The sequence below is a fragment of the Oceanidesulfovibrio marinus genome, assembly GCF_013085545.1.
GTDB classification, from domain to species: Bacteria; Desulfobacterota; Desulfovibrionia; order Desulfovibrionales; family Desulfovibrionaceae; genus Oceanidesulfovibrio; species Oceanidesulfovibrio marinus.
Genome location: NZ_CP039543.1, coordinates 3424881 through 3437537 on the forward strand (window position 1 = coordinate 3424881; position 12657 = coordinate 3437537).

Consider the following 12657-nt stretch of genomic DNA (forward strand, 5'->3'; position numbering starts at 1 on the left):
ACACCTGCCCCTTTCGCCGGAAAACCGACGCTACTCCACGGTTACGCTCTTGGCCAGGTTGCGGGGCTGGTCCACGTCCTTGCCGAGATAGTCCGCCACCTCATAGGCAAAGAGCTGCAAGGCGGGGAGTGCGAAAAATACGTCCAACGGTCCCCATGCGTGGGGAATTTTCCAAACACTGTCTACAGTTAAATCCATTCCGTCCTGAGTCAATGCAATGATTTTGCCGTTGCGCGCCTGCACCTCCTGCAGGTTGGACTGCACTTTGGGAAAGAGGTCGTCGGCCAGGGCCAGGGCAAAGGTCGGGAAGTCCGGATCGATAAGTGCGATGGGCCCGTGCTTCATCTCGCCGGCGGCGTAGCCCTCGGCGTGGATGTAGGAAATTTCCTTGAGCTTGAGCGCGCCTTCCAGGGCCAGGGGGTAGCAGGAGCCGCGGCCCAGGAAGAGGAAGCTGCGCGCGCCGGAATATTGGCGCGCCAGGGTGCGTGCCGTCTCCCGCATTTCGGGCAGGGCGGTCTCCAGATGCTCCGGAATGCGCTTGAGCGTGTCCAGGCACTCGGTCTCGGCCATTTCGGTGAGCAGGTTCTTGCGCCGGCCCCAGAACAGCGCCATGAGCGTGAGCACCACGAGCTGGCTGCACATGGCCTTGGTGGAGGCCACGGATATCTCCGGCCCGGCCTGGGTGTAGATGACCGTGTCGGACTCGCGGGCGATGGACGATCCCACCACGTTGCACAGGCCGATGACCTTGGCGCCCTGCTCCTTGACCTTGCGCAGGCAGGCCAGGGTGTCGGCCGTCTCACCGGACTGGCTGATGACGAGCACCTGGTCGCCCTCGCCGAGGATGGTGTCGCGGTAGCGGTACTCCGAGGCGATCTCCACGGAGGTGGGAATCTTGGCCCAGTTCTCCATCAGGTACATGGCCCACAGTCCGGCGTGGAACGAGGTGCCGCAGGCGATGATGTGCAGGCGCTCGGGCACGGGCATTTCTTCCAGCTCGGGCAGAGTCACGTGCTTGTGGTCCGGGGAAAGCCGGCCGGTGAGGCAGTTGGTCACCACCATGGGCTGCTCAAAGATCTCCTTGAGCATGAAGTGCTTGTAGCCGCCTTTCTGCGCGGCCTGGATATCCCATTCGATACGCTGGGGCGTACGCTCGATCTTCTTGGCGGTGGCGCAGTCGTACACTGTCCAGGAGTTCTTGGTCAGGCGGACGAGCTCGCCGTCGTTCAGATACACCACGTTGCGGGTGTAGGGCAGGAACGCCGGGATGTCCGAGGCCAGGAAGTTCTCCTCGTCGGACACGCCCATGACCAGCGGGCTGGAGTGCCGCGCGCCGTAGATGACGTCCGGCTCGGCCAGGTTGATCACGGCCAGGGCGTAGGCGCCTTCGGCGCGGGCCAGCGCCCGGGACAGGGCCTGGATCATGCAGTCCTCTTCGGGCACGCCTTCTACGATGCAGGCGTTGAGCACGGCACCGATGAGATGGGCGATGACCTCGGTGTCCGTCTCCGTGCGGAAGGTGTGGCCGGCCGCAGTGAGCTCGTCCTTCAGCTCCTGGTAGTTCTCGATGATGCCGTTGTGGACCAGGGCGATGGTGCCGTCCTGGTCGATGTGGGGATGGGCGTTGCGCTCCACGGGCACGCCGTGCGTGGCCCAGCGGGTATGGCCGATGCCGGCGCGGGCCCTGGAGGTGTCGAGAGCGGCGAGCTTGGTGTCGAGCTCGATGAGCTTGCCCTCGGCGCGCACCACCTGCAGCTCTCCATCCTGGACATACGCGGTGCCGGCGGAGTCATAGCCACGGTACTCCAGACGGCGCAGGCCCTCTATGATCAGGGGGACGGCCGGCCGGCCGCCTGTGTATCCGATAATGCCGCACATGGACGGACTCCTAGCGGGACATTGTGTCCGGTAACAGTTTGCGGAAGCGGCTCCGCCGGTTCATTGCGCCTCTCCGGCCCGGGCGAGAAACTCGGGCCAACCTTGCAGCAGGGCCTTGAGGGCCTGGCCGCGGTGGCTGCGCCTGTTCTTTTCCTCGGGGGCGAGCTGCGCCGAAGTGCAGCCGGCGTCCGGCACGAGGAAGAGCGGGTCGTAGCCGAAGCCGTTGTCGCCGCCGGGCTCCAGGGCGATGCGTCCTTCCCAGGCACGCTCGGCCACAAGGGTCTCTTCGTTGGGCGCTGCCGCGGCCATGCAGCAGACGAACCGCGCGGTGCGTTTATCCATGGGCACGCCCTGCAGGGCGGCCAGAAGCTTGGCGTTGTTGCGCGCATCCTGGGTCATCGCTTCGCCGCCGGGCACGTCGCCGGGCTGGGCGTAACGGGCGGAGTAGACGCCGGGCGCGCCGTCCAGGGCGTCCACTGCCAGGCCGGAGTCGTCGGCCACGGCAATGTGTCCCGTGGCGCGGGCCACGGTGAGCGCCTTGAACAGGGCGTTCTCGGCAAAGGTTTCGCCGTCTTCGGGAATCTCGCCGATCTCGGGGAAGCGGTCGAGGCCCAGGACCTCGACCCCGTAAGGTTCAAGCAGCCGCGTGAGCTCGGCGATCTTGCCGGCGTTGCGGGTGGCCAGGACCAGTGTCGTCACAAATCGTCTCCAGTCGTCGGCAGCGCGGCGTTTTCCCGTACGCCATCGGACGCATGCGGCATGCCGGCGGTCTTGAAAAAAAGCGCATGGGAAAGCGCTGTCGAAAAACGTCCGCTTTCTTCGATATCAAAGAGTATAGATAAACTCAAGAGATCATCTACAAAGACAAGGGATGTCGCGGGCTTGGCGTCGCCGGAGGCGCGGGAAAACCGCACGGGAAAAGCGTTTTGAATAAGCTGCTGTAATAATATGGTATTATACAACTACTCTGAGCCGTTCGCACTCTCCTGGCCGAGTTCGGCGTCCGCGTCTTCGTCCACAGCCAGGACCGGAGGCAACAGGAGGCGCACCGTAGTGCCCTGACCCACGCGGCTGGTCAGCTCCACCTGGCCCCCCATTTCCTCGATGATTTTTTTGGTCATGGCAAGCCCCAGGCCGGCGCCCTGGTTCTTGGTGGAGAAGAACGGGTTGAAGACCTTTTCCCGCAGGTCCTCGGCAATGCCGGGACCATTGTCCTCGGCCTCCAGGGAGATGAACTGGTCGCGCATGCCGGTGCGCAGTTGCAGCTTGCCGCCGCCCTGCATGGCTTCCATGGCGTTGCGGATGAGGTTGATGACGCACTGCTTGAGGAGGTCGGCGTCGCCCTTGGCGCGGGCGATGGAGTCGTCCAGCTCCATGCAGCAGGAGATCTTCTGGGAGTCGCAGGCCAGGCCGAAAAGCTCCATGGTCTCGCGCACCATGGCGTTCACGTCCACCCAGTCCTGCTTGGCGTCCGTGGGCCGGGCGAAGTTGGTGGTGGACTTGAGAATGCTGTCCAGCCGTTTGGACTCCTCCAGGATGATGGAGACCTTCTCGCGGTCGTTCTCCCCAAGGGCGGAGGAGCGCATCAGCGCATTGGCGAACCCGGCGATGGCGAAGAGCGGGTTGCGGATCTCGTGGGCGATGTAGGTGGAGAGCTCGCCGATGGCGGCCATCTTCTCCGACTGCGCGAGGCGTTGCTCCATGTGCGTGCGGTTGGTGATGTCCCGGCGCATCTCCACCACGGCGCGGATCTCGCCCTCGGCGTTGAACACGGGATAGGTGTAGATGCGGTAGTAGCGCATCCGGCCGTCCTTATCCACGTAGGTGTACACGCTCTCGGCCTTCTGGCGGGTCTCCATGGTCTTGCTCAGGGGGCACTGAGCATCCAGGGTGCAGCAGAACGAGCCGCCCTCGATGTCCGAGCACTGGCCGCCGATGAGCCTCTCCTTGGGCTGGTGCACCCGTTGCGGCAGGTGGTTGTTCATGTCCAGGATGGTGCCGTCCGGAGCGAGGAGCACGATGTCTTCTTGGACCTCGTCGAACAAGGTGTTAAAGATCGAGCGTGTGTAGGAGAGGTCGCCCACGCACTTGCCGAACTCGTGCATGGAGTGTAGCAGCCGGCTGAAGCATCCTGCCGAGCGGGCGTTGATGGCCGAGACCGTGGGAGGCAGCGAGGCGCGGAGCGCGAGGAAGTGCTCGGAGTCGCCGCTCAGGTCCAGCAGCAGCTCCAGATCGGGCACTGCGGCCAGGAGGTCCGGAACACTGGAGAAGACGGGGTTGGCAGCGGCATGGGCCGCCACTTGGGCCGGAGGATCGGCAGCGGGATCGCCGCCGTTCATGACAACAACGCCGCCTATGGCCATCCAGGGGCATGAGGAGCGGAACTCGGCCGTGTTGACGAGCTCGACGAACTCGTCGAGAGCCGTGTGTGGCCCTACGGCGCCGATGAGGAACGCCTTGGCGTCGGTGTCCGTATCCGGAGGGTTTTGTCTCGTGTGCTCGGGCATGCGTGTCTAAGCGGAGCCCCCTCAGCTCGTTCAGTCTACCGGTAAAACCGGCCTGCTCGGAATGATGTGATATTCGAGCCTACACTTTTTCCGAGGCATATGAAAAGGGGGGGTGATTGGTTTGGCCTCGTCCTTTCCGGCACAAGGCGGCGGGAAATGCGGCTGAATGAACGCAACCACCTGTCTCGAGAACATTTTTGAATGGAATGTCCACATGGATCACCCCATACGAGTTCATGTCACGAGCCTCGGTTGTCCGAAAAACACCGTGGACACGGAGCGGCTGGTGGGCGCCCTCTCGCCGGGAATGGAGCTCACGCCCCATCCTGACGACGCCGACCTCATCCTGGTGAACACCTGCGCCTTCATCCATCCGGCCGTGGAGGAGTCCATCGAGACGATTCTGGAGCTGGTGCGCACGGCAGAGGAGGAGAACCCCACGGCCGTAGTGGCCGTGGCCGGGTGCCTGGTGCAGCGCTACGGCGCAGACGAGCTGGCCGCCGAGATGCCGGAGGTGGATCTGTGGCTTGTTCCGGATGACTGGCCGCGCTGGCACGGCCTGGTCCTTGCGGCTGTGGAGGCACGCCGCGCCGGCGGCCTCTTCAAGTTCGCCGGCGGGCAGAGCGATGCGGCGGACACAGTCGGGGCTCTGGATCTGAAGCCGGGCAGCCTGCGCTCGCTCTCCACCACGGCCGGGCATGCCTATCTGAAGGTGAGCGAAGGCTGCGACCACGCCTGCGGTTTCTGCACCATCCCGTCCATCAAGGGGCCGCATGTGAGCTTCGACGCCGACGCCCTGGTGGCCGAGGCCGAGGCCCTGGTCGCCGGCAGGCACGGACCGCCGGTCAAGGAGCTCGTGCTCGTGGGCCAGGATCTCACGGCCTGGGGTCGGACCGGGGGTACGGGCTCGAAATCTCTGACGGCGCTGCTGGAGCGCCTACTGAAGATCAACGGCCTGACCTGGCTGCGGACCATGTATCTCTACCCGGCCGGGCTGGACGAGCGGCTGCTGGACTTCTACAGGGCCAACGCCGATCCGCAGGGAACCCTGCTGCCGTACTTCGACATTCCGCTGCAGCATGCGCATCCGGATATCCTGCGCAGGATGGGGCGGCCGTTCTCCGGCGATCCCATGCGCGTGGTGGAGCGGGTGCGCGCCAAGGTGCCGGAATCGGTGCTGCGCACCACGTTCATCGTGGGCTATCCCGGCGAGGAGGAGCAGCACTTCGAGGCGCTGGAGCAGTTTGTGCGCGAGGTGCGCTTCCAGCATCTGGGGGTGTTCCCCTACTGGCCGGAGGAGGGCACGCCGGCGGCGGCCATGGAGAACCAGGTGGAGGACGCGGTGAAGCAGGAGCGGCTCGCGCGGCTCATGAGCATGCAGGCGGAGATCAGCGCGGAGCTGCTGGAGGCTTACGTGGACGAGGAGATGGACGTGCTGGTGGACGACATGGTGCCGGACTGGCCGGGTCTGCACCGGGGCCGGGTGTGGCTGCAGGCGCCGGATGTGGATGGGGTTACCTATATCTCCGGTAAGGGAGTTCATCCGGGAGTCGTAGTCAAAGCGCTGGTGGAAGACTCGAAAACCTACGATCTAGTAGCGCTGTCTTGAATATAACAGTTGTCAACCCTGTTTTTCTCTGTTAGACGACGGGTTCCTTTGAATTAGGAAGGATGTGTTTAAGGCCTGACCCGTATTGCGGGTCAAGTGTGTAACCTTTTGTCATTTTGAGTGAATCCCTTTATGTCCAACGAGTCAACCCAAAAAGACCTTTTGATGACCGATGGGGGCCTGGATTTCGAGGCTGCCCTTGAAGATTACCTTAACGCGGATTTCGGCGCCCTCGAAGAAGGCTCCATTGTCCAGGGCGAGGTAGTCAAGGCAGACGAGAACACCGTCCTCGTCGACGTCAACTTCAAATCTGAAGGCCAGATCCCTGCGCAAGAGTTTACCGACGCCGAAGGCAACCTGACGGTGAGCGTTGGTGACAAGGTCGATGTCTTCGTCGTCCGCAAGGACGAGCTGGAAGGGACGTTGATCCTTTCGCGCGACAAGGCCAAGCGCATGCAGCTCTTCGACAAGCTCGAAGAGATTCAGGAAAAGGACGACACGATCCACGGCCGTATCGTGCGCCGCATCAAAGGCGGTTACACGGTGGATCTTGGCGGCCTGGAAGCGTTCCTGCCCGGTTCGCATGTTGATCTGCGACCCGTGCCGGACATGGACGCGCTCGTGGGCGAGGAATTCGATTTCCGCGTATTGAAGATCAACCGCCGCCGGTCCAACGTCATTGTCTCCCGCCGCGTGCTGCTCGAAGAAGAGCGCGAGTCCAAGCGCACCGAGCTGCTCAAGACGCTGGAGGAAGGCCAGACCGTTACCGGTAAGGTCAAGAATATCACCGAGTACGGCGTGTTCGTCGATCTGGGCGGCCTCGACGGCCTGCTGCACATCACGGACATGTCCTGGAAGCGCATCAAGCATCCCAAGGAAATGGTCAAGCTGGGCCAGGAGCTGGAGCTCAAGGTCCTTAACTTCGACAAGGAATCCAAGAAGGTTTCCCTGGGCCTCAAGCAGCTCGTGCCCGATCCGTGGGAAGACATCACCGAGAAATACCCCGAGGGCAAGCGCCTGGAAGGCAAGGTCACCAACCTGGTGGACTACGGCGCCTTCGTGGAGCTGGAGCCCGGCGTCGAGGGCCTGGTGCACATCTCCGAGATGTCCTGGACCCGCAAGCTGCGCCACCCCTCCCAGATGGTGAAGGTGGGCGACGAGGTCGAGGTGGTCATCCTGGGCGTCGACCCCGACAAGAAGCGCATCTCCCTCGGTATGAAGCAGGTCAGCCCGAACCCCTGGGATCTCGTGGCTGAGAAGTACCCCGAGGGCACCGTGCTCGAAGGTACCATCAAGAACATCACCGAGTTCGGTATCTTCATCGGCATCGAGGACGGCATCGACGGCCTCATCCACGTCTCGGACATCTCCTGGACCAAGAAGATCCGCCACCCCGAGGAAATCTACCAGGTCGGCGACACCGTCCAGGCCAAGGTCCTCACCGTGGACAAGGAGAACGAGAAGTTCACCCTCGGCATCAAGCAGCTCAACGAGGACCCGTGGACCCAGGTTCCCATGCGCTACCCCGTAGGCAGCCTTGTTCGCGGCACCGTGACCAACATCACCGACTTTGGTCTCTTTGTTGAGGTCGAGGAAGGCATCGAGGGCCTGGTGCACGTCTCCGAGATCTCCATGAAGAAGGTCAAGAGCCCCTCCGAGATGTTCACCGAGGGCGCGGAGATCGAAGCCAAGGTCATCCATGTCAGCGCTGAAGAGCGCCGGCTCGGCCTCTCCATCAAGCAGATCAAGGAAGAGGAAGAGCGCAAGAAGCCCAAGGAGTTCCGTTCCTCCGGCGAGGAAGCCGGCACCACCCTGGGCGACCTGTTGAAGCAAAAGCTGGAAGGGGACGGTGACGAGTAGCGGCGATTTCAGCCAGCGCCACCCGTTTCTTTTCGGATTCGCACTTCTCGCGGCAGTCGTGGTCTTCATGGTTGGAGCCACGGCTGCCGTTCGTCTTTGGATACTGAACGGGGATGGCGGCATGAGCGGCGAGCGCTACGGCCTCGTGCGCGTGGAAGGGGAAATCGGGGACTCCGAGTCCGTGGTGGATTTCCTGGACACGCTGCGCGAGGACTCGGACGTGCCCGGCGTGCTCATCCGCATCGACTCCCCGGGCGGCGTGGTCGGTCCGGCGCAGGAGATCTATGCCGCGGTCAAGAAGCTCGCCGCGGTCAAGCCCGTGGTCGTCTCCATGGGCTCCCTTGCCGCTTCCGGCGGCTACTACGTGGCCTGTCCGGCAGAGACCATCGTAGCCAACCCCGGCACCCTCACCGGCTCCATCGGCGTCATCATGTCCCTGGGCAGCTGGCAGGACCTCATGGGCAAGATCGGCTACACCTACGAAGCCATCACCTCCGGCGAGATGAAGGATGCCGGCTCGCCTTATCGCGAACTCACGCCCAAGGAGCGCGCCTACTTCCAGAGCCTTGTGGACGACCTCTTCTCGCAGTTTGTGGAAGACGTGGCCGAGGGCCGGCACATGGACGAGGCCAAGGTGCGCGAGCTGGCAGACGGCCGTGTCTACAGCGGACGCCAGGCCAAGAAGCTCGGCCTGGTGGACCAGCTCGGCGGTTTCGAGGACGCCAAGGACGTGCTGCGCAAGAAGACCGGCAAGGGCGACCTGCCCTTTGACGAAGGTCCGGTCGAGGAGGAGAGCCTGCTCGACAGGGTCATCGGCAGCGTCGTCTCCCACGTGGACGGCGCCAGGACGCAACAAGGCCCGCGCTTCGAGTACTCCCTCCGCTAGGGCGCTTCAGCCCGCACCGTTGTACAATCTGTGATCGCTGCGGCGCGTTGCGCCGTGTTCGCGCTCATGCCGCGTAGCGGCTTCCGCTCACCAGCCTCACTGTCTCGCTTGTGGCCAGCGTTTCCGGCCCGCCTGGTTCACTGCTGACCGGCATCGCCCGTCGCATTTCTCGCTGCGTCATTCGCGGCGTTGTCCATTCCGTTCCCTGTCGCATTGGCTGCCGCAGTCGCCGTCGAGTTATCCGTCGCATTCCCCGTTGCATTACCTGTTGCGTTGTCCTCCGAGACATACGGGCCCTCCGGCGCGTAGCGCCCGCCGTGGCGTTCCTCGCGCCAGCGGCGCACCAAGGGCGAGGGCGCGTCGTCGTAGCGGTTCGGGTAGCGGCGGTAGAGCCCGCGGTCCAGCCTCGACTGCGCATGCACAGGGGCCGCGCAGGACAAAGCGATGAGCATGGCCCAGGCAAGCAGTACATATCGCATGGCCGTCCTCCTTGTGGCGTCAGCGGTCGGTATTGGCTGCACCATAGCACAGGCGGCGGGCGTCCGATATCTGTATAAAAAGAAGGCAGCCGTCATGCGACGGCTGCCAGGGCGGGTCAGACGGAAGGAAAGTTTCGGGAAGACGGGCCAAGGGGGGCCAGGAGCCCGTCTTCCCTACGGACGGCAGGAGGGTGGCCCAACAATGCGCTCTCGTCCTGTGCGGCGTCAGGCCAAGAGCACGATCGTTGGAAAGGCTACCGGTTGGTGGTGCCGCCGGTGTTCAGTCGGCGGGGTGTGTTCTGCCGGTACGTGTCGTAGCTCATATGGGAACCGTCCTGGCTCCCCGTCCAGCAGGGTGCGTAACCGTAACCGCGGTTCTGGTTGTTGTATGCGGCGTGGTTGTAGCCGTGTCCCATGCCCATGCCGCATGGTCCGTGCCCATATCGATACCCCTGGCGGGCCGTGTTGGGGCCGGCGGCAAAGGAATGGCCGGCCAGGAGAATGAGCGCTGCGAAGAGTGTTGCGATGAAAAAGGCGTTGCGCATGATGTCTGCTCCTCTTTTTTCGTTGCGTTCGACTCTAGAAAAGCATCACTCATGCCAAACCGACATGGTTCAGCTTACAGGCTGCAATTGTTGATAAAAATGGAAATCAGGCTGCGCGGCGAGAGCTGAACAGGCGTATATAAAGTATACAGCGTGTCTAAAAGCTATACGAATAGTTCTGAAAGAAATGTACGGGTTGCGTGGCCGCCGTGCATCAAAAAGGCGACGGCTGGGCTGGCCGTCGCCTTGCTGTGGAGAGCGCGCGAGTCGATCTGCTCCCGCTCATATGGTCGGTGTCTCGCACTTGGAAAGATCGTCCTTGGTGGAGCCCGGTCCGGCAAGGGGCTTGAAGCACTTCCTGGTCGCCCCGCAGATAGGGCACCGCCACGTATCGGGAAGGTCTTCGAACTTCGTGCCCTTGGGAATCTTGCCCTTGCGGTCGCCCTTGTCCGGGTCGTAGATGTAACCGCAGTTCACGGTCTGACATTGGTACATTTCTTCCGGTCTGGACATGCTGCCTCCTTGTGGGATGTCAATGAATCTGCTTGCGCCGCCAGACCCGTCGAGTGCATTGACGGGTCCACATCCCCTTACTATGAGAGTCAAACACGCCGAGCAAAAGTCAAGGCGCTGCGCGCGGTTTCGATGCCCTGAACAAAGGTTTTCAGCCAGGGCTTTTCCTTGGGGGACAAACCATGTAGAGAGGCGTCTCCCGCAGTCGCAGCCGTTTACATTCATGCATCCAAGTCAGTCTGTGCAACCGGAGGCTCACGTGTCCGAAGAACACGTCGTCAACAAGACCCTCGACTCGATCAACGAACGAATTCGCAAAGGCAAGGCCGTTGTCCTGACGGCCGAAGAGATGACCAAAGCCGTGTCCGAGATGGGCAAGGTGGAGGCGGCCAAGGAGGTGGACGTCGTCACCACCGGCACGTTCTCGCCCATGTGCTCCTCGGGCATGCTCTTCAACATCGGCCAGCGCGGGGAGTCCATGCGCGTCTCCCAGATGACGGTCAACGATGTGCCGGCCTACGCCGGCATCGCCGCCGTGGACTGCTACCTGGGCGCCACCGAGACCTCCCTGGACGATCCGCTGAACAAGGTCTACCCCGGCGAGTTCAAGTACGGCGGCGGCCACGTCATCGAGGACCTGGTCCGCGGCCGCTCGGTGCACATCACGGCCTCGTCCTACGGCACGGACTGCTACCCCCGCCGCTCTCTGGAGCTGGACGTGACGCTGGAGGATCTGCCCTTTGCGCAGCTTCTCAACCCGCGCAATGGCTACCAGAACTACAACGTGGCCGTGAACCTGGACGACAAGATCATCTACACATACATGGGGCCGCTCAAGCCGGGCGTGCGCAATGCGAACTTCGCCACGGCCGGCTGTCTCTCGCCGCTTTTCAACGATCCCCTGTTCAAAACCATCGGCCTGGGCACCAAGATATTCCTGGGCGGCGGCGTGGGCTGGGTGCTGGGTCCTGGCACGCAGCACAACCCGTCCCCGCCGCGCACGGAGCGGGGCGTTCCCACCCGGCCCGCCGGCACCATGATGGTGCGCGGGGAGATGAAGAACATGGACGGCCGCTTCCTGCGCGGCGTCTCCATGCTGGGCTACGGCTGCTCCCTGGCAGTGGGGCTGGGCGTGCCCATCCCCGTGCTCAACGAGGAGATCGCCTGGTACACCGGCGTCTCGGATGAGGACATCATCATGCCGGTGAAGGATTACGGCGAGGACTACCCCAAGGGTTCGCCCCGGGTGCTGGCAGAGGTGAGCTACGCCGATCTCAAGAGCGGCCAGATAGAGCTGATGGGCAAGAAGGTGCAGACCGTGCCCATGACGAGCTACATGCTCTCGCTTGAAGTGGCCGAGACGCTCAAGAGCTGGATTCTCGAAAAAGGCTTCACCCTGACAGCTCCGCAGGAGCTGTTGCCGTCATCCTGATGCAGCTGGCAGCGCTCAACGAAAAGCTCGACCGCCTGCGCGGCGTCATGGATGATCTGACTCCCGCGCTGCTTGCCGTGTCCGGCGGTCTGGACAGCAGGCTGCTCGCCCACCTGTGTTGGGAGTGGGAGCACGACGTGGAGGCGGTGTTTTTCCGCGGCGTGCATGTGAGCCCCTCGGATGCGTCCTGGGCGCGCGCCTGGCTCCACGACAGCGGCCAGCCCTACCACGTGCTCTCGTTCAATCCGGTGAGCAATCCCAAGGTCTACGCCAACTGCCGGCTGCGCTGCTACTACTGCAAGACTGCGTGCTTCTCCAAGGCGCGCTACCTGGCCAACGAGCGCTCCATTCCGTACCTGCTGGACGGCAGCAATGTCTCGGATACGGAGGAGTACCGTCCTGGCAGGCAGGCCCTGCTGGAGCTCGATGTGCAGAGCCCCTTCGTGCTGGCCGGCATGACCAAGGACGACATCCGCGCGGCGGCGCGGCTGACCAAGCTGGAACGGCCCAACCAGCCGTCGCGGCCATGCCTGCTCACCCGACTGGAGTACGGCATCCCGCCGTCCGAGGAGTGCCTGGCTCGGCTGGGCCTGGCCGAGGATGCGCTTTGCCGCATGGGGTTACGCCAGTTCCGGCTGCGGGTAACGCGCTCCGGCGCCGCCCTGCACATAGCCCGGGAGGAGGCGGCCACGTGGTACGCCATCCGCGACTGGGCCATGGCGCGGTTGGTGGAGGAAGGGTTCGAGGACGTGGGCGTGGTGTTCACCACCAGGCTCTCGGGCTTTTTCGACAGAAACAAGGACAAATAAGTCCGCGGTGCCTATTCTCGCGCTGGACAATTATTTCCAGTTTTATTATTCGGACTCTTTCCGCTGATCTCGGCAGTCCTGCCGATACCTACGGACTTTCACACATGCGCCGCCCCTGCGCCACTTTGCGGGTCCGGCG

The 12657-nt window shown here is 63.2% G+C and carries 12 protein-coding genes; 5 read left to right on the forward strand and 7 right to left on the reverse strand.

Annotated elements, in window-relative coordinates:
• Positions 1 to 30 precede the first annotated feature (30 nt).
• The 4 genes from glmS to E8L03_RS15190 are packed head-to-tail and all read right to left on the reverse strand — an operon-like array spanning position 31 to position 4385.
• On the reverse strand, positions 31 to 1878 hold the full coding sequence (gene glmS, locus E8L03_RS15175) for a glutamine--fructose-6-phosphate transaminase (isomerizing) (RefSeq protein ID WP_171267788.1): 1848 nt from the start codon (positions 1876 to 1878) through the stop codon (positions 31 to 33).
• A gap of 60 nt (positions 1879 to 1938) precedes the next feature.
• Entirely contained in the window at positions 1939 to 2577 is a 639-nt protein-coding gene (locus E8L03_RS15180) for an XTP/dITP diphosphatase (RefSeq protein ID WP_171267789.1), read from the reverse strand.
• Positions 2574 to 2840, reverse strand: a complete 267-nt coding sequence (locus E8L03_RS15185; RefSeq protein WP_171267790.1) for a hypothetical protein — start codon at positions 2838 to 2840, stop codon at positions 2574 to 2576. Before E8L03_RS15185 ends, E8L03_RS15180 begins: the two co-directional genes overlap by 4 nt.
• Entirely contained in the window at positions 2841 to 4385 is a 1545-nt protein-coding gene (locus E8L03_RS15190; protein ID WP_144234034.1) for a two-component system sensor histidine kinase NtrB, read from the reverse strand.
• Positions 4386 to 4599: 214 nt separating this feature from the next.
• Here E8L03_RS15190 and rimO point away from each other — a divergent pair, with 214 nt between their 5' ends.
• From rimO to sppA, 3 genes are all read left to right on the forward strand, one after another.
• Positions 4600 to 5994 (forward strand): 30S ribosomal protein S12 methylthiotransferase RimO, encoded by a 1395-nt coding sequence (rimO, locus tag E8L03_RS15195; protein ID WP_171267791.1) that lies wholly within the window; start codon positions 4600 to 4602, stop codon positions 5992 to 5994.
• A 132-nt stretch (positions 5995 to 6126) separates the two neighbouring features.
• Positions 6127 to 7854, forward strand: coding sequence for a 30S ribosomal protein S1 (locus tag E8L03_RS15200; RefSeq protein WP_144234032.1), 1728 nt, complete (start codon positions 6127 to 6129; stop codon positions 7852 to 7854).
• Positions 7844 to 8740 (forward strand): signal peptide peptidase SppA, encoded by an 897-nt coding sequence (gene sppA / locus E8L03_RS15205; protein ID WP_244963538.1) that lies wholly within the window; start codon positions 7844 to 7846, stop codon positions 8738 to 8740. Before E8L03_RS15200 ends, sppA begins: the two co-directional genes overlap by 11 nt.
• Positions 8741 to 8877: 137 nt before the next feature.
• On the opposite strand, the gene E8L03_RS15210 is transcribed toward sppA, so the two are convergent.
• From E8L03_RS15210 to E8L03_RS15220, 3 genes are all read right to left on the reverse strand, one after another.
• Positions 8878 to 9219 (reverse strand): hypothetical protein, encoded by a 342-nt coding sequence (locus E8L03_RS15210; RefSeq protein WP_171267792.1) that lies wholly within the window; start codon positions 9217 to 9219, stop codon positions 8878 to 8880.
• Between the two features lie 254 nt (positions 9220 to 9473).
• The gene (locus E8L03_RS15215) at positions 9474 to 9764 is read right to left on the reverse strand and encodes a hypothetical protein (protein WP_144234030.1); all 291 of its coding nucleotides are present in this window, start codon (positions 9762 to 9764) and stop codon (positions 9474 to 9476) included.
• Positions 9765 to 10046: 282 nt separating this feature from the next.
• Positions 10047 to 10277: a rubredoxin gene (locus E8L03_RS15220; protein WP_144234029.1), complete on the reverse strand. Its 231-nt coding sequence runs from the start codon at positions 10275 to 10277 to the stop codon at positions 10047 to 10049.
• 223 nt (positions 10278 to 10500) lie between these two features.
• Here E8L03_RS15220 and E8L03_RS15225 point away from each other — a divergent pair, with 223 nt between their 5' ends.
• On the forward strand, positions 10501 to 11709 hold the full coding sequence (locus E8L03_RS15225; RefSeq protein ID WP_144234028.1) for a homocysteine biosynthesis protein: 1209 nt from the start codon (positions 10501 to 10503) through the stop codon (positions 11707 to 11709).
• Positions 11709 to 12518 (forward strand): ATP-dependent sacrificial sulfur transferase LarE, encoded by an 810-nt coding sequence (gene larE / locus E8L03_RS15230; RefSeq protein ID WP_144234027.1) that lies wholly within the window; start codon positions 11709 to 11711, stop codon positions 12516 to 12518. The genes E8L03_RS15225 and larE overlap by 1 nt, the downstream gene beginning before the upstream one ends.
• The last annotated feature ends 139 nt before the right edge of the window (positions 12519 to 12657 follow it).